This window comes from Ruegeria sp. BB5, assembly GCF_056539405.1.
Window position 1 is genome coordinate 240,118 of sequence record NZ_JBQFUX010000003.1, and the last position, 16,134, is coordinate 256,251.

13 protein-coding genes are annotated in these 16,134 nt (G+C 58.9%); 4 read left to right on the forward strand and 9 right to left on the reverse strand.

Annotated elements, in window-relative coordinates:
- Positions 1-12: 12 nt before the first annotated feature.
- On the reverse strand, positions 13-1,098 hold the full coding sequence (locus tag ACR0DL_RS10890; protein ID WP_170376810.1) for an NAD-dependent epimerase/dehydratase family protein: 1,086 nt from the start codon (positions 1,096-1,098) through the stop codon (positions 13-15).
- A gap of 158 nt (positions 1,099-1,256) precedes the next feature.
- Between ACR0DL_RS10890 and ACR0DL_RS10895 the strand changes: the two genes are divergently transcribed.
- Both ACR0DL_RS10895 and ACR0DL_RS10900 read left to right on the forward strand, forming a co-directional pair.
- A complete protein-coding gene (locus ACR0DL_RS10895; protein ID WP_480689084.1) occupies positions 1,257-2,312 on the forward strand; it encodes a Gfo/Idh/MocA family protein in 1,056 nt (351 codons plus the stop codon).
- Complete coding sequence (locus ACR0DL_RS10900) at positions 2,309-3,229, forward strand: glycosyltransferase family 2 protein (RefSeq protein ID WP_480647448.1); 921 nt, start codon at positions 2,309-2,311, stop codon at positions 3,227-3,229. Before ACR0DL_RS10895 ends, ACR0DL_RS10900 begins: the two co-directional genes overlap by 4 nt.
- A 13-nt stretch (positions 3,230-3,242) precedes the next feature.
- Here the strand turns inward: ACR0DL_RS10900 and ACR0DL_RS10905 are convergent, their stop codons facing one another.
- Positions 3,243-4,439 carry a glycosyltransferase family 4 protein gene (locus tag ACR0DL_RS10905; RefSeq protein WP_480689086.1) on the reverse strand — a complete coding sequence of 399 codons (1,197 nt, stop codon included), beginning with the start codon at positions 4,437-4,439 and terminating at the stop codon, positions 3,243-3,245.
- A 159-nt stretch (positions 4,440-4,598) separates the two neighbouring features.
- Between ACR0DL_RS10905 and ACR0DL_RS10910 the strand changes: the two genes are divergently transcribed.
- Positions 4,599-5,879, forward strand: coding sequence for a glycosyltransferase family 4 protein (locus ACR0DL_RS10910; protein ID WP_480689088.1), 1,281 nt, complete (start codon positions 4,599-4,601; stop codon positions 5,877-5,879).
- A gap of 8 nt (positions 5,880-5,887) precedes the next feature.
- Here ACR0DL_RS10910 and ACR0DL_RS10915 read toward each other — a convergent pair whose 3' ends face one another.
- The 6 genes from ACR0DL_RS10915 to ACR0DL_RS10940 form a co-directional block, all read right to left on the reverse strand.
- Positions 5,888-7,417 (reverse strand): GMC oxidoreductase, encoded by a 1,530-nt coding sequence (locus tag ACR0DL_RS10915; protein WP_480689090.1) that lies wholly within the window; start codon positions 7,415-7,417, stop codon positions 5,888-5,890.
- Positions 7,418-7,435: 18 nt separating this feature from the next.
- Positions 7,436-8,407 (reverse strand): NAD-dependent epimerase/dehydratase family protein, encoded by a 972-nt coding sequence (locus tag ACR0DL_RS10920; RefSeq protein WP_480689092.1) that lies wholly within the window; start codon positions 8,405-8,407, stop codon positions 7,436-7,438.
- A gap of 93 nt (positions 8,408-8,500) precedes the next feature.
- Positions 8,501-9,244 (reverse strand): polysaccharide deacetylase family protein, encoded by a 744-nt coding sequence (locus ACR0DL_RS10925; protein WP_170411983.1) that lies wholly within the window; start codon positions 9,242-9,244, stop codon positions 8,501-8,503.
- A gap of 3 nt (positions 9,245-9,247) precedes the next feature.
- Positions 9,248-10,687: a protoporphyrinogen/coproporphyrinogen oxidase gene (locus ACR0DL_RS10930; RefSeq protein WP_480689094.1), complete on the reverse strand. Its 1,440-nt coding sequence runs from the start codon at positions 10,685-10,687 to the stop codon at positions 9,248-9,250.
- Entirely contained in the window at positions 10,684-11,658 is a 975-nt protein-coding gene (locus ACR0DL_RS10935) for a lysylphosphatidylglycerol synthase transmembrane domain-containing protein (RefSeq protein WP_480647458.1), read from the reverse strand. The genes ACR0DL_RS10930 and ACR0DL_RS10935 overlap by 4 nt, the downstream gene beginning before the upstream one ends.
- Position 11,659: 1 nt before the next feature.
- Positions 11,660-12,577: a glycosyltransferase family 2 protein gene (locus ACR0DL_RS10940; protein ID WP_480647460.1), complete on the reverse strand. Its 918-nt coding sequence runs from the start codon at positions 12,575-12,577 to the stop codon at positions 11,660-11,662.
- Positions 12,578-13,172: 595 nt separating this feature from the next.
- Between ACR0DL_RS10940 and ACR0DL_RS10945 the strand changes: the two genes are divergently transcribed.
- On the forward strand, positions 13,173-14,606 hold the full coding sequence (locus ACR0DL_RS10945; RefSeq protein WP_480689096.1) for a lipopolysaccharide biosynthesis protein: 1,434 nt from the start codon (positions 13,173-13,175) through the stop codon (positions 14,604-14,606).
- 2 nt (positions 14,607-14,608) lie between these two features.
- On the opposite strand, the gene ACR0DL_RS10950 is transcribed toward ACR0DL_RS10945, so the two are convergent.
- Positions 14,609-16,114 (reverse strand): PepSY-associated TM helix domain-containing protein, encoded by a 1,506-nt coding sequence (locus ACR0DL_RS10950; RefSeq protein ID WP_480689098.1) that lies wholly within the window; start codon positions 16,112-16,114, stop codon positions 14,609-14,611.
- Between the last annotated feature and the right edge of the window lie 20 nt (positions 16,115-16,134).

Below are 16,134 nucleotides of genomic sequence, written 5' to 3' on the forward strand. Positions count from 1 at the left end.
GTTGCAATTAAACTATTTTCCATACCTGTTGCGCAGATAATCCTGCGTGGCCTCCAACCCAGAGTCGAGGTCGTATTCCGGTGCATAACCTAGTCTGGCCCGCGCATGGTCGATCTGGCAATGCCCCTTGGTCGAGAACAGTTCCAACATATAACGGTCCGGGTAAACCTCGCCCTGTTGCGGCAACCGTTGTTTCACCATTTGCACTATCCCCTCAAACCTCTCGCGACCGATCCAGCCTCGGGCAGCGGCGCTGATCCGGGCAGCCAGCGGCGGTGTGTCCGGGATTGTGCCGGGTTCCTCGGGTGGCAACCGTTCTGCGAGATCGGCCAGCGGAACATAATGAATGCTGCCCCGACCGATGATGTTGGCATAGCCGGTCAGCAGAGAGGACCATGAAAAAGGACGCGCGCCTGAAATGATGAACCGTTCTTGCCCAAGCCCCACCAGCACTGCGGCGCGCAGCATGGCCTGAACCAGATCGTCGACGAACACTGCGTTGCACAGCCCCTCGGGTTCGGGCAGCACCACACTGCCTGCGGCCATCCAGTCGGCCAACCGGTCCGTCCAGAGCATGCTGCCCGGGCCATAAACCAACGTGGGTTGCAGGATCGCAATCGGACAATTTCCCTGTATCAGAGCCTGTTCCATCGCCATTTTGGCCTGCCGGTACGGTGTGCCTCCGGCTTGGGATAACGGGCTATCCTCAGTCAGATCCTCCTGCGGCCAGCCGTCATAGACGACGATCGAGCTGATATGGATGATCCGCCCGACCCCGGCGGCGTCAGCGGCCTGTCTGAGGGTGTCGAAGGTATCAAGGTTTTCGGCTGCAGGTGCGCGCATGTCATAGGCCAGATGAAACAGTACGTCCTGATCGCGTAGCGCGTTTTCCATGGCGGCCCTGTCGCCAAGCGCACCGGTTACGACATGTGCCCCCATCGCCTCAAGCGCGCGCACGCCATGGCGGCTGCGCAGCAGAACGGTGACCTTGGCACCGGTGTCCAGGAGGGCCGGCACAAGCCGTTTGCCGACAAAACCGGTCGCCCCGGTCACGAAGACCGATTTGCCATTCAGGCGGTCCAATCCGGTAATGCTCACACTTCAAATCCTCTGTGATCTCGTTTTGTCGGCAAATGTCATCCTTCAGAAACCTAGCGTGGAGGCAGCGTCTGTGCTACTCCGCTCATAGGTGAATTGTTGTTAAAGATGCCGGGTGTAGCGCTGTTGCGCACCCGTGGTTGTTAATGAGGAATTGAATGAAGATCGGTGTGATCGGTGCGGCCGGAAAGATCGGCCAAATGCGGGTTCAGAACATTCTTGAGTCTCCTGACGCTGAATTGGCGGCGGTTCTGGATCTTGAATTTCATCGCGCTGTGGCTGTGGCGGATGGCGCGCCTGCCTTTACCGATCTTGACCGGTTTTTTGCCACACAGATGGATGCGGTGGTGATCTCGACCCCGGCGCATATACGTGAACCGCTCTGCCTGCGGGCCTTTGCCGAAGGCCTGAATGTGCTGACCGAAAAGCCGCTGTCTCCGACCGTGGAAGGGGCAAGGCGGATCGTCGATGCGGCGAAAAAGGCGGGCAAGGCTTTGGGGGCCGGGTTCAACATGCGCTATTACCCGTCCTTCGCTCATGTGAAAGAGGTCGCATCCTCGGGCGAGATCGGAGAGATCGACCATGTCCGCGTATATGGCGGCCATGACGGGCTGGGCCATTTCACTCATGATTGGGAATATCAGGCTGAATTTTCCGGCGGCGGTGCGTTGTGGGATGTGGGTATTCACATGACCGACATGGCGCGTTTCATTCTGGGCGAGATTACCAGCGTTTATGGAGTGGCCACCAACACGGTCTGGAACGTGCCGGGGTCCGAGGACAACGCTGTGGCAATCTTCAAGAACCCCGATGGTATTCCGGCGATCTATCAGGCCTGCTGGAACGATTGGAAAGGCTATCAAAGCGTGATCGAGGTTTATGGCTCGCGCGGTATGGTGCGCGGGGCCTATGCGCCGATGCAGAACCTTGTCATCACCATGGACAAGCCCGGCGGTGCGCCCAAACGGGTGCGTAAGTTTTATCCGGAAATCATGGTGCGCGAGAAACTGAAATCCTGGAAAACGACCGCGATCCTGTCCTTTGGCGACGAACTGGCCGACTTCATTCGCCTGACCCGTGGTGAAACCGGTCTGAACTGCGCCGACGGTCATGCGGGCCTGCGTGCGGTCGAAATCGCCGCCGCCGTGCCGGAAAGCACACGCAGCGGTCAGCCGGTTGAACTGGACAATCTGGGGGACATGACAATCCAATGAGCAGTGATCCGACCCTTTCCATCGTTCTGACCATCGTGCAAGGCGGCAGCTATGTGCGGGATTTCCTTGAAGCAGTACGCAGTTTCGATGATCCGCCACCGCTGGATGTGATTATTCCCTATGACGCCAGTGTCGCGGATGTGGCGCAATATGCCGATGACTATCCAGAAGTGCGGTTTCTGGACCTTGGCGTGATCGACCCGATCCGCCCGATCACCTCCGAGGCGGGCAAGCACGAGCTTTATGATCGCCGTCGTTCGGCCGGGCTGGCCGCGGCCACAGGAGATATTATTGGCATTCTCGAAGACCGAGGTCTGCCGCAATCCGACTGGGCGCGCACCATTGTGCGGTTGTACGAGGAAACCGGAAAGAACGTGATTGGTGGCGCAATCGAGTGCATGGAGCCGGTCAGCCCGCTGAACTGGGCCTTTTACGTCACCGATTTTGGCCGCTACGGGCGACCGTTTGAAACCGGTCCGGCGGATTGGGTGTCAGACGTGAACTTGACTTATAGCCGCAAAGCCTTGGATGAGACCCAGCACCTGTGGAAAGATCGCTATCACGAGCCAATCGTGCATTGGCACCTGATCGAACAGGGTGAGGAGCTGTGGCTCTCGAACGAGGTGGTCGTGCATCACCACCGGCCCAGGGCGACATTTCGGGAATTGCTGCCCGAGCGGTTCGATTGGGGTCGCCTGTTCGGTGAAATCCGGGTGCGCAATCAAAGTAACGCAAAGCGCCTGATGCTGATCCTGGCGGGGCCACTGATTCCGCCACTGCTTTGGGTGCGTCACTATAAGCTGCAGGCCAGCAAGGGGCGGGGGATGCGGTACCTCAAGACGCTGCCGTATGTCATGCTGCTGTCTACCGCTTGGACGCTGGGCGAAGTCTGGGGCTACATCACCAAACGTCCCTGATCTGCGGTCCTTTTTAGCGACCTGCCAGAGTGTAATAGGTCTTTTCGAATTGCTGGTGCACCCAATCCGGATTGAACCGGTCTTCGAGGCTGCGTTTCAAAGCATTTTCCGCAAGGGTTCGGCGGCGGTCTTCGTCTGACAAGACATCGGCCACGGCAGCGCAGATCGCATCGATATCGGCGATGGGCACGACCGCGCCAACACTGTCATCAATCAGTTCGACCACGCCGGAACAGGCGGTGGCCACCGCCGGGGTTCCGGTCTGGAACGCCTCGGCAATGGTGAAGGGCAGCGCCTCCCACCGCGAGGTCAACAGGAACAGATCCGCCGCGCGCAGGTGTCGGATTGGCTTGTCCGTGCGACCAACAAAACGCAAGTGCTTGCCGAGGCCCTTTTCCTGCGCCAGCGCGTGCAGCTGTGCCTCATCCGGCCCGTCACCTGCAACGATGAAACGATAGCCAGGATGGGTTTCTTTCATCCGCGCGACGCAGTCGATCAGAATGTCGATCCCCTTTTGCGGCAGCAGACGGGCCAGTGTGACGATCACCCGGTCACCATCCCCAAGCAACTCAGCGCGCAGGTTGGCAATGTCCTCTGCACTGTCCTGAGGCGGGGGTGTGACGCCCAGACCGATGACTTTCAGCTTGTCCTGCGGCACATTGCCGATGGTGGCCAGATCCTCGGCGGACCGATGACTGGGCGTGATCACCAGATCGCATTTCGCGGCAATCCGGCCGAATGCGGCGATCCGCTCGGGCTCGGACCCGTGATAGGTAACGGCGACGGGGATGCGCCGCCCGGTGCGGGCCAGAATTGCAACCAGCGCAGGGGCGGATTCATGGCAGTGGATCAGATCGACCGGATTGTTCGCCAGCCAGCGCCGCAACCGCCAAGCCGCGACTGCCGTATGGTGCAACCGGTTGGCGATGTTGCCGCCATCGCCAGCGACATAGCGGGTGGGCAGGTCGAGGAAATCCGGCTGCTGATCAGGCCCGCCCCAGATATCGGCGGTGCCAGCCAGCGTGACGCGATGATCGTGTGTCTGCAGCCACTCACTCAGCCCTAGGATATGCCGGGTGATGCCGCCCATACCGAACTGGGTGCCCATTTCGACAACATGAAGGGGGTCTGAAGAGGAATAGGTCTGCATCTGAAGCGGGATCGAGCCAATTTTCTGAACTATTCCCCGATCATAGCATGCGCACAGCATTTGCACATGCTGTGGTCATAGCCCGTGACAGCCTGCGTATGTTTGCAGCATGTCCGCAACACCGGTGGCTATCTGAGTGTCCAAATGGCTTGTTCCTTTCGATTGTCGCAGGGATCGTGTTTCATACCTGAAAGTTATTGGTTGTTTGGTACAATTCACATGCAGTCGCTGCGCATTCTGATGTTCACCACATTTTACCCGCCCTATTCCTTTGGCGGTGACGCCATAGGGATTCAGCGCATGGCCCGGGCGCTTGTGGCGCGCGGTCACGATGTGACGGTGGTGCATGACGAAGACAGCTATTTGATCCTGGGCGGAAAGCCGCAGGCCGAGGGCGACCCCGATGGGGTGCGGCGGATCGGGCTGCGCAGCCGCAATGGCATGATGTCGAACCTGCTGACCCAGCAGCTGGGTCGACCTGTTGTACACGCAGCCCGCATCCTCGAGATACTGACCGAACGGAAACCGGATATCATCTGGCACAACAATACATCCCTGATCGGAGGACCCGGTCTGTTGCCGATGGGTGAGGGGCTAAAGGTTTATGAGGCGCACGAGCATTGGCTGGTCTGCCCCACCCATGTTCTGTGGCGGTACGGGCGGGAGCTGTGCGACGCGCGCCAATGCCTACGCTGCGTGCTGAATCACAAACGTCCGCCGCAGCTGTGGCGCTATACCGGCGCGCTGGACCGGGCGCTGGATCATATGGATCTGATCATTGCAAAAAGCGAATTCAGCCGCGCCAAACATCGCGAATTCGGTCTGCGGCAAGACATGCAGGTGCTGCCCTATTTCCTGCCCGATCTCGATCAGAGCGCCCTGCCAGAACCAGCGGCCCATGAGCGCCCCTATTTCCTGTTCGTCGGACGTCTGGAAAAGATTAAAGGGTTGCAAGATGTGTTTCCGGCCATTGACCGCTATTCGGATGCCGATCTGCTGATCTTGGGCGACGGTGACTATGCGGATGAGTTAAAGAGCCAAGCCGCAGGCAATGACCGGATTAAATTCCTGGGCCGCAAAACCCTTGAGGAGCTTAACGCCTATTACCGCGGTGCGATCGGGTTAATCGTTCCGTCGGTTTGCTATGAGACGTTCGGCATCATCCTGATTGAAAGCTTCCGTCTGGGCACGCCGGTTATTGCCCGTCGGTTGGGCCCATTCCCCGAGATCGTGGAGCGGGCCGGAGGTGGGTCGCTGTTTGAAACCGAGGATGATTTGATCGCGGCGATGCGTGAATTGCAGCACCAGCCGGACCAGCGCGGGGTGCAGGGAACTGCGGCGCGCAAGGCCTTTCTGGACATTTGGCATGAGACCTCTGTGCTTGAAGCCTATGGTGCGGCGCTGGCGCGTGCGGCGCATGGAAAAGGTGATCGGGCGCTTTCTGCGGCTCTGGAAGCCGGTGCGTTAGAGAACGGAGCGCGTGCAGCATCACTTGCATGAATTGAGCGCTAGGGGGTCAGCGTGCCAATTCGATGGGCATTAGCCATGACCGAGAAGGTGATGGTTGTGGCCGGGATGCTGGGCAGGCTTGAGGCGTCAACAAGATGTACCCGTGACAACCCTTTAGGTCGCCCGAAGATGTCGGATTGCCCCGCACTGGGCGCTTTGGCCATGGGAACCGAGCCACCGACGTGAAAGCTTGACCCAACATCACCTGAACGTCGGGCAAAAGTCAGCGGTATAAGCCCCGCCAGCTTCATGACCTGTGCCAGTCGAGAAGTAGCCCGCGCCATAACCGTTTCGGTTTCGTCATTGGGGTTCACAGTCGAGACAAGTCGTCCGTCGGTGGCCAGCGTCAGGTTGATCCTGGAAGAATAGGCCGAATGCAGGAACGCTTGCGCTACGATCAACCGCCGCGCGAGTATCCGCCATATAGGGGCAGACCCGGGCAGTTTTGAACCATAACTGTTGATCAGGTCATGGGCGTAGAACTCGTTCCATGTGTAGACCTGAGTGTGGACCAGATGGGGCGAGACCTCGGGGGCGTTCAGCTCTATGAAAACCTGCGGCAGGGTGTGATAGGGCCTTTGGTCCGGACGGTGCGGAGTACGCCAGCGATGCAGGCTGGGCAGAAAGAAATGCTGGCTGTCCTGTAACTGCAAACTGGTGGTTGGCTTTGGCGATGACGCCAGAAGCAGACGCGCCGTCTCCAAAACCCCGGCGGCGATAAAGACGCGGGTCGCCTTCAGGCTTTCGCCATTATCAAGCGTCACCGTGACGTGGTCGGCATGTTCTTCGAACCGATGGACCAGACCGGTGCGGTATTGAAACGCAGAGTGTTGGCACAAGTCATCGAGTGTTTTTTGGGCGGCATAAATGTAACCCCAAGGGCATCCATGCAGACACTGGCCGCAATACTGGCAGCCGGGATCAACGGCCAATCGGGACATCCCGATATGGGCCCCCAATTCTGACAGGCCGCTTTCCTTTTGCTCCAGCAGCTGCAACATCTGCTGCGCCTGTGGGGACGGGTTCAGCGGCACCCGATCCCGCATCGCAAACACGGGAAACAGAGCCTGCAAATCGTCCTGTCGACCGCTTATTGGAAGGAATTGAGCAACAGCCCGGTAATGCGGAGCCAGATCGTCAATTCCAATCGGCCAGTCCGCGATGTCCTCGGCGCGGTTGGGCAGAACCGCCGAACCCCAGAGATTGGACAGCCCGCCCACCGCATGTGAGGCCCGCAACCCGATCCGTTCGGGCGACACCAGCGTGTCGGCCCCCGGCACCATGGCGAAATCCGACCCGAACCGGCGCACCTGCCCGGGCGGTGTGTCGAATTGCGGGGCCTGCCATTTTTTTTGGTCATCAACAGACCAGGTGTCGGGATCCAAAGCCGCAAGCTTGTCACGGCGGTCTTGCGCCGGGGCCTCCAGCCTGCCGCCCGTGTCCAGCATCAGAACCTGCCGCCCCCGGTTCAGCAAAGCCATGGCCACAGACACGCCGGACGGCCCGGAGCCGATCACCAGATCAGTCACAGATGGGAACCTGACGGCTCATGCGGAAACCGGGGACTGCATTTCGGTTATGATATCTTCGATAGTCTGCTGCAGCGTGCGCATCGGGCGGAATCCAGTGACGCGCTCCAGCTTTGACACATCGGGCAGCCGGCGCTGCATATCCTCGAACCCTTCGGGATATACCGCGTCATAGGGAACATAGCGGATTTCCGAGTTGGACCCGGTGAGTTCAATGACCTTTTCAGCCAAAGCGCGGATTGTGACTTCTTCGTTCGAGCCGATATTGAACACCTCGCCTTTTGCCTGTGGTGCGTTCATCAGCAACCCCAATGCCTTGACGACATCGGCCACATGACCGAAGCAACGCGACTGCTCGCCGCTGCCATGCACCATCAGGGGCGCACCCTCCAGCGCGGCTTTCACGAAATTCGGCAACACCATGCCATAGCGGCCCGTCTGTCGCGGCCCGGTGGTGTTAAAAAACCGCAGAACCGTGACCGGCAGACCGGATTCGCGCGCATGGGCCAGCGCCAGAAACTCATCCAGCGTTTTGGCACAGGCGTAGGACCAGCGCAGGTTGCGCGTGGCCCCAATGGTCAGATCGTCGTCTTCCTGAAACGGAAACTTCGCGCTTTTGCCGTAAACCTCGGATGTAGAGGCGACAAATGTATAGGTCTTGTTTGGCAGCGCCGCATCCAGAACATTCTCGGTACCCGCTACATTGGTTAGGATCGATCGGCTGGGCTCATCCATGATCAGTTTGACGCCAACGGCGGCGGCCAGATGAAAAACGACGTCAGCCGGACGAACCAGATCGGTGACCATCTGGCGATCCAGAATTGAGCCTTCGGTGAATGTGAAATTCGGGTGGTCTGCAACTGAGGTCAGATTTGCCAGCCGTCCGGTCGAAAGATCATCAAAGACCGTGACCGTGTGGCCATCCCGGATCAGCCGTTCCGTCAGATGAGAGCCAATAAACCCGGCGCCACCGGTAACCAGAATATGCATTTGTTCGTACCTGTTACTTGTTGAAAACCAATTTACCGGATCGTACAACCCGCGCTGCGTATCCGGCTATAGCCGCAGGCGGAAAATATCTGTTCACCACGGTTGCCCGCGTATTGCCGCGCGCACCCCCCGCATTGTCTTGCGCGCCGTCAGATAGGCTTTGCCGCGCCCTTCCAAATGCGCTTTCCAACGGGCGATGTCGGTAAAGTAAAACATCTCGAGCCGGGGCAGATCGTGGATATCGTCCCCCGCCTTGGCCACGCCCAACCTGGTGCCGACCGAAGTGTCGTAATGCTGAGCGATCTGTCTGAGTACGCTGCTATTCGACGCGCCGTAAGGCGGTGCGAAATGCCGGACAGGCTGGCCCAGCCGCGCGGCAATGTCCTGACCGGAGCCACTTACTTCCTCTTCCAGCATGAGCGTATCCAGCGTGGTGAGATCGGGATGATTGACACTATGCGCGCCAAAACAGACCCCTTCCCCTGCCAGGGCTTCGATCCTGTCCCAACCCATCAGGGGGCGGGGCGGGATGTTGCCTCCGACCCAGTGGTCCATCCCGCCCATCAGGCCCGAGGGCAGATAGACGATGGGGCAGAAGCCATGATCGCGCAGAATGGGCCAGGCGGTATCGGCGAAATCTTCGAACCCGTCATCGAAACTGATGATGACCACGCGGGGGCCGGGCGGGTTGGCCAGCGCATCGGGCGTGACAACCGGCAGGCCGGATGCCGCCAGCGCCTGCATCTGGGCCTTGAACACCTCGGGCGCGATTGAGGTCGGTCCAGGCGCATCCGAGATCGAATGATACATCAGGATATCGGCCTGCCAGGCGGTCATGGGTCAGTCTTCCACCACATGAGTAGCAAAGACCTCGCGATATTTATTCCATTTCGCGCGGTCGACCTGACCTGTGCCGTTGATGCAATCCGCCGCGCCATAGGCCATGGCAAAGGCGTGGTGGGTGTTGTCATGGGCGAACAATCCCTGACGTCCAAATACGAGCAATCCGTCCAGATTTGAGAGCCACTGATCAACCGTATCAAACCGCGCCTCATACCCCACGTCGTAAACCGGATAGGCGTGGCTCAGCCGTCGGGATTCACAGCGGCGCACCGGCACGGTGACCGGCAGGCCCAGCTGGTCCAACCATTTGGTGAACTCCTGCCCCAGTTCTTCGTCGGACATGGACCACCACTTTTCATCCGGGTCGCAGGGCAGTTCGGCGCACAGCACGGTCACGCCCTTCGGCGCGCCACTGGCGTTATAGTTCTTGGGTTCTGACATCCGGCTGATCGGGATCGACAATTCCGGAAAGTAATGCGCGTCGAACTCGGTGAACTGGTCTGTCTCGAGTACCAGATACAGCAGGATCATGCCCCTAAACCGGATGGCGCGGGCGGCATCGACCACTTCCGGCGGAGGGGCGTCGATCAGGCGCGTCAACCCGGTCAGAGGAATGGTCGACAGGATCAGATCGCCGGTCACATGCCGCTCGCTGTCGCCGTCGCGGATCGTCAACCCGGTGATACGGTCGCCGTCGCGGTCAATCCCAGTGATTTCGGTGTTGAACATGAAGGTGGCGCCATTTGTGCGCGCGCTTTCAAGCATTGCGTCCGAGATTTGTCCGAACCCTTTGCGCGGATAGAAAAATCGCCCGGCGGTTTCGCTGCGCAGCCCAGGCACCAGCCGCAGCATCTTCATCAGGATCTTGCCGACCGAACCGCTGCCGACCCGGCGCTCGGCCAGCTTGACGGCCAGCTTTTCCGGATCCAGCCCCCAGAGTTTGCGCACGTAGGGGAAATAGAAATTGTCCGAAATCGTTGGCCCCAACCCGTCATAAAGCACGGTCGAGAATGTCTCGGGGCCCGTGCTTTTCTTGCGAAAGGGTTTCAGCACCATGTCCCCGATCAGTGACGCGGCAAAGGGCTTGGGCAGGCGCATAAGCGCGTCGGTCAGTTTCAGCGGGAAGTGAATCCATTTGCCGCCCAGCCGGATACGCCCATGGCGCGGGCGCAGCAGCAGATCGTCACCCAACAGCGTTTTCACATCCTGCAGCACCTCAGGCTCTGCCGCAGGGTGAAACCGGTGCGAGCCATAATCGCAAATCACGCCTTCGACCGGGAACGAGGCCGAATTGCCGCCTGCAATGGGTGCGCGTTCGATCACGGTCACCTTTGCCTGCCCGGTCAGGGCGTATGCTGCGGCCAGACCAGCGGGTCCGGCACCGAGTATGATGATTTCAGGCTTATCCTCGCCTGTTGGCCGGGAAACATCCGTCACTTGCACTCTTCCTTTTGGGAATTCGCCGGAGCGCTAAACCGCATCCCGGACATTGTCAGAACCAGCGCGCCAAACCCGCCCGCTGTAAACAGAACGACCTGCCAGACCAGCCCGGCTGCCACGACGGCAGGCGCGCTGGCACCAAAGGGGGCCAGAAAGCCCGCCAGCGTGGCCTCGCGCAGGCCCAGCCCGTTCAACGACACCGGCAGAACTGCGATAATCTTGGCCAGCGGCCAGGCAAATATCCACGGTCCGGCTGCCACATCGACACCCGCCGCGATGGCCAGCCACCAGGCCAGCATGACCAACAACAACTGGATCAAAACCGACGCGATAAAGGCCGCCGCCAGTGTGCCGGGTTTACGCCCCATCCCGGCCAGCGCATCGGCCAGGCGATGCGCAAAGCCTTTGCCGGGCAGCGACGGGATATAGCGCCAGGGCAGGGGCAGCAGGCGCGGCAGCGCAACCATACCCGCCAGCGCTGCAAGCAAGACCAGCGCCACTGGCACGATCATATGCCCGCCCTCGGCCCGCTCCCATGTCAGGACAAACCCCAGGCAGGACAAGGTCAACAAGGCCACCATGTCGATCAGTCGATCCACGGTTGCGCCTGCGACGACCCGCGCCCCGTCTTTCATTGCCGCTTGTGCCATCCCGGCGCGCACCGTATCGCCCCCAATCGCGCCCGGCAGGCACAGATTGGCAGCCAGACCGGCAAAATGCGCCCGGACAGCCAGCAGGGGCGAAAGCCCGCGGCCCAGCAGCAGCCACCATTTCAGCGCTGCACCCACATGGGCCAACAGGAACAGGACCAGTACGCTCAGGAACACCCAGATCGGGATTGCCTTGAATGCCGCCACGATGGCCTCGGCCGGAAGGATCCAGAACAGGATCGCCAGCACCAAAGCCGACCCGGCCACCCGGATCAGCCAGCGCCGTTGATTTGGATCGGAAAGCATGCCGCCGCTCATGTCAGGGTCTGAGGTGTAGCCGCGAGATCATGTCGGCGATCAGTCCCAGCGACCAGATCATGATGGCCGCCAGGAAGGAAAACACCGCCGTTTCGCTGAGGTTCCAGTAGAACATGTCGATAATGAACTTCACCGTGCCCAAAGTGAAAAACGCCAGCCCCAGCGGGATGAACACCCGCAATGGGTTGAACAGGGTACTGATGCGCAGGATCAGGATGATGAAGTTCAGAAAATCGATCGGTCGGATTTTCGATTTACCCACCCGCTTACCGTATTCGATCGGCGTATAGATCATCCGCTTGCCATTCGAGGTCATGCACAGTGTGATCGTGGTGGTGAACGAGAAATTCTGTGGCAGCAGTGGCAGGAACGGGATCAGCTCGGATTTGCGGAACACACGCAGCCCGGAATTGAGGTCGTTGATCTTGCGCTCGGCCAGGAATGAGGCAAAGGCGAACAGGAACTTCTTAGCCGGCCGCCGCAGCAGCGGCACGTTCTTCATTGCGGCGCCCCGATCGCCCACCACCATGTCCTGATCGCGGCACATGGCCAGCATGCCCGGCAGGTAACGCGCCGGATAGGTGCTGTCGGCATCAAGGATGGCCAAGTATTCGTATTGCGCCATCCGCACCCCGCGCTTGAGGCTGGCGCCGTATCCGGAATTGACGTCGTTGAAGGTGACGGTGGCACCGCTGGCCTCGGCTTCGGCGCGGGTGTTGTCCTGGCTGGCATCGTCGACCACGATGATCTCGTACGGAATACCCAGCGGTTCGAGATGGGCCCGCACATCTTCAACAGTGCCACGGACGGCGTTTTCTTCGTTATAGGCAGGGATGACCACGCTCAGACTCATGCCAGAAGTGTCCGGCGTGCCGGTTGGGATGTTGTCCGGGGTGATCTGCTCGGCAACCTTGTTCATGAAAATGAAATCCCTTTGCGTACTTAATATATATTCTGCCCCGCTTGGCATGCATGCCGTTCAGAGCGCGACGGGCTCAATTCCCATCGCTGCTTATTGTATTCAAACACAGACAGGCTGGATATAGACAATAATTTTGACAAATTTCGGTCTTTCCGGGGTCTGGTTGCCAGAATTCACCTATGCATGCGCTTACCCAGTAACGTAAAAAAGCCAGTGATGGTTTCAATTATACCCCGATGAGCCCTTAGGCCTCGGTGTAAGTTTGCTCTGATATTCGGTCATTTTTGATGAGGAGCATAATGTCTAGAGTGTTTCCAAATAGGAACCTATGCAAAGCTATGCAGCACTTTGATCTCATAATGCTTGGAAACTCATGCAATCCAACACATGCGTCCTTGGCGGAATGTTGAGACGTTGGCAGGATATGCCCATTGTCCACGACTATTGTCCGAGGGGTTTTGAGAATGGAAGCAGGCTGGCCGCAGCACCAAGAAGCGACGGGTGATCTCGACAGCAGTGTTTCCAAACCGTTACGCTTTGATTCAGAATGCCCGCGGTTTCGCGTGGCAATAAGTCAGTGGGAAGGGTTTTGATGTCGCGGGGGCGACGTTTCACCAGCGGCGTTGCCTGGATGTCCTTCGGCGTCTGGGCAGAACAGGCATTCAATTTCATTATAATAGCCATTCTGGCGCGGTTGCTTGGGGCCGAGGCCTTCGGCCTGTTGGCAATGGCTGCTGCCTTTGTTTTGTTTTCCGAGTTTCTGGTGCGCGAAACCATATCCGAGATTTTGCTGACTCAGGACACGCTGACACCTGAACGGCTGAATTCGGTCTTTTGGCTTTTGGGGCTTCTGGGCGCTTGCCTGACCGCGTTGATTGTTCTGGGCGCGGGGCCAGTATCAACCTTTTATGACGAAGCGATCGCGGGTCAATTGCTGATCGGTTTGTCGCCAACGGTGCTGATGATATCGCTCACGGCGGTGCCAGTGGCGCTATTGCGGAGAGAGATGCGGTTTCGGGTTCTCGCCGTGCGCGCGGTGCTTGGCGCAATAGTTGGCGGGGTTATCGGCATCGGTATGGCCCTTGCGGGATACGGAGTCTGGAGCCTGGTTGGTCAGCGGGTGGCGATGACCGCCACGAATATCCTTATGGCTTGGGGTGCGGTATCGTGGAGACCCACCTTTCACGTGTCGGGTCACCAGATGCGGCAGGTTCTTCATTTCAGTCACCGGGTCATCGGGCTGCGCGCGGCTGAACTGGCGGCGGTACAGTCACCTGCGGTTTTGATCGGCGCGATGCTGGGCCCGGTTGCAGCCGGGTACTATGCGATTGCCTGGCGGGTCGTGGAGACGGCCTCATTTCTGACCATCACGCCACTGCGCATGGTCTCGCAGCCCGCTTTTGCGGCGGTAACGCGCGGCGGAGGGCGCGCGTCTGAGATGCTATTGGACGTCATGCGCCTGACCGGGTTTGTGACTTTTCCGACCTTTGCCGGATTGGCGGTCCTGTCTGAGCCGGTACTGGTGCTTTTGTTTGGTGAGAAATGGAGCCCTGCAGCCCCGGTTCTAAGTCTGATGTCCGTGTTCGGAATGTATCTCTGCACTGAAAGGGTACAGCAAACATTTTGCCTGGCGTCCGGCCAACCCGGTAGGTTGGCCGTGCTGTCGTGGATCGAGGTGGTTCTTGCGGCCATTGCGATCACAGTTGCCGCCCCGTATGGCGTGCCGGTCGTCACCGCTGCCTTTACCACTGTCTTTCTGATCATGTGGCCGTTCAAATTCGCCAATCTGGCCGCGATTTCAGACCAGTCTGTTTCCAGGTTGGTCTCACTGCATGTCCGGCCTTTAATCTCGGCGGGGATCATGGCGGCGGGGGTCGCGGGATGTCAGGCGGTTTTGGGGGATCAGGCAAACATCTTGCGTCTGATTGTGGGTGTCGTGACAGGTGTGGCGATCTACTCCTGCCTTGCATTTGTAACGATGCGTGACCGGTTTGCGGTTCTGAAGGATCTGGCTGCTCAGGTCTGAGATCACCAGATAGGGCTGCCCATTCGGAAGGTGACTTTCTGCTCCGTACCATCGGGTTTCTTCAGGTAGGCAATGACCTCGTTTCCGGACTCGAGGGGTTGAAACCTGAAACGGCCTAGGGCCTTGTCCCCATCCCGGGCCAGATCAACAGATTGTGCTGTGGTCCCGTTGACCTCAACCATGGCCGCACTGACATCCGGTGCGCCGATACGCAATTCAATCTCGATCAGGGTATCGCGCCGCAGCGGTTCATGCAGGACCAGCTGTGCCACCGCACCGTTGGCATCAACCGGATGCACGCGGGACGGGACATAGGCGTCCGGGTTCACGCGCCAATATACAACCGCAAGAATACCCATCAGCAACAGCAGATAGATCCAGCGTACAAACCCCATCCCGCGCCAGATGCGCTTAAAAGACCCCTCTGTCTGGGAAGGCCGGGCCAGACGGGCCGCATAGATCAACGAACCGGTAAAGGCGAGGCCAGTGGCCACTAACCCCAGAACTATCCACAGCGCCATGGAAAATGGTCCACCCCAAGTTCCGTAGTGCAGCATCTCCATCAACAAGTTCACACGAGCAAGCCCCCGGAAGTCAGCTGGCGTGTAGATGTCAAGAACCTCCAGAGTCAGCGGATCAACGGCTACGGTGGTCTCGCCGCGAAAATGTGAGAAGTCCTCATGTTGCCCGATGAACTTTAGACTGCCGGCCTTGCCACCGGGAAGCGTCAGGGTGACCGGATGAAAGCCTGGAAGCGCGGCCCGAGCATTTGCTTCGGCCGCATTGATGACGGTTCCGTCAAACCCATCCGGCAGGGCAGCTTCGCGTTGGGCGGAAGGTTGGAATTTCAGTTTTTTCCCTTCAATCCCCAGGCCACCCAGCAGAAAAAAGAAGCTTGTTATGGCAATCAAAAGGACCAGTGGTGCCGCCCAGAGAGCCGTCAGCCGATGGGCGCCGCCGGCCCAGATTCTAAAGCCGCCCGCGTTGCTGGGCCATCTGAAAAATCCTTTCCAGAAGCGCCGGTAGGTGATTAGCCCACTGACCATCTGAAAAAGCAATGGGATGGACATCGCGCTAATGAGAATGAACACCATTCTGTTGTCGACCAGGAACGTATCGTGCAGCCCCGCAAGAATGGTGCTGAATCCTGGATCGCCTGTCTCATAAACGACGGCGCCTGTGGTGGGGTCTGTCCAGTAACTGACGCGCTCACCCCATCCTGTGTGCCCAAATGTGCGATCCACCAGCCAAGACTTTGGATGCTTGAGGATCACAAACGCCTTGCCTTCGGGATGTGCGGATTTGATCCCATCATAGATTTGGCCAAAACTTGCTGTACGCTCGTCTTCTTGCAGGGTCGTCCAGATCGCCGGCCGACCTATGGATTCGATTTCGAACCCTGCCACAAGCAACGTGCCTGTCAGAAACATGAAGGTGAAAAAGGCGGAAAGAAATAGTCCAATCCAAGTGTGAACACTGAACAACTGGTTACGAAATTTACGAGTCATATGAAGTCAAGCTCCGATGA

Bases quoted from the DNA above. Each gene is read 5' to 3' on its own strand.
- ACR0DL_RS10895 (WP_480689084.1), top strand. From the start codon at position 1,257: ATGAAGATCGGTGTGATCGGTGCGGCCGGAAAGATCGGCCAAATGCGG.
- ACR0DL_RS10900 (WP_480647448.1), top strand. From the start codon at position 2,309: ATGAGCAGTGATCCGACCCTTTCCATCGTTCTGACCATCGTGCAAGGC.
- ACR0DL_RS10905 (WP_480689086.1), bottom strand. From the start codon at position 4,439: ATGCTGTGCGCATGCTATGATCGGGGAATAGTTCAGAAAATTGGCTCG.
- ACR0DL_RS10910 (WP_480689088.1), top strand. From the start codon at position 4,599: ATGCAGTCGCTGCGCATTCTGATGTTCACCACATTTTACCCGCCCTAT.
- ACR0DL_RS10920 (WP_480689092.1), bottom strand. From the start codon at position 8,407: ATGCATATTCTGGTTACCGGTGGCGCCGGGTTTATTGGCTCTCATCTG.
- ACR0DL_RS10925 (WP_170411983.1), bottom strand. From the start codon at position 9,244: ATGACCGCCTGGCAGGCCGATATCCTGATGTATCATTCGATCTCGGAT.
- ACR0DL_RS10935 (WP_480647458.1), bottom strand. From the start codon at position 11,658: ATGAGCGGCGGCATGCTTTCCGATCCAAATCAACGGCGCTGGCTGATC.
- ACR0DL_RS10940 (WP_480647460.1), bottom strand. From the start codon at position 12,577: ATGAACAAGGTTGCCGAGCAGATCACCCCGGACAACATCCCAACCGGC.
- ACR0DL_RS10945 (WP_480689096.1), top strand. From the start codon at position 13,173: ATGTCGCGGGGGCGACGTTTCACCAGCGGCGTTGCCTGGATGTCCTTC.
- ACR0DL_RS10950 (WP_480689098.1), bottom strand. From the start codon at position 16,114: ATGACTCGTAAATTTCGTAACCAGTTGTTCAGTGTTCACACTTGGATT.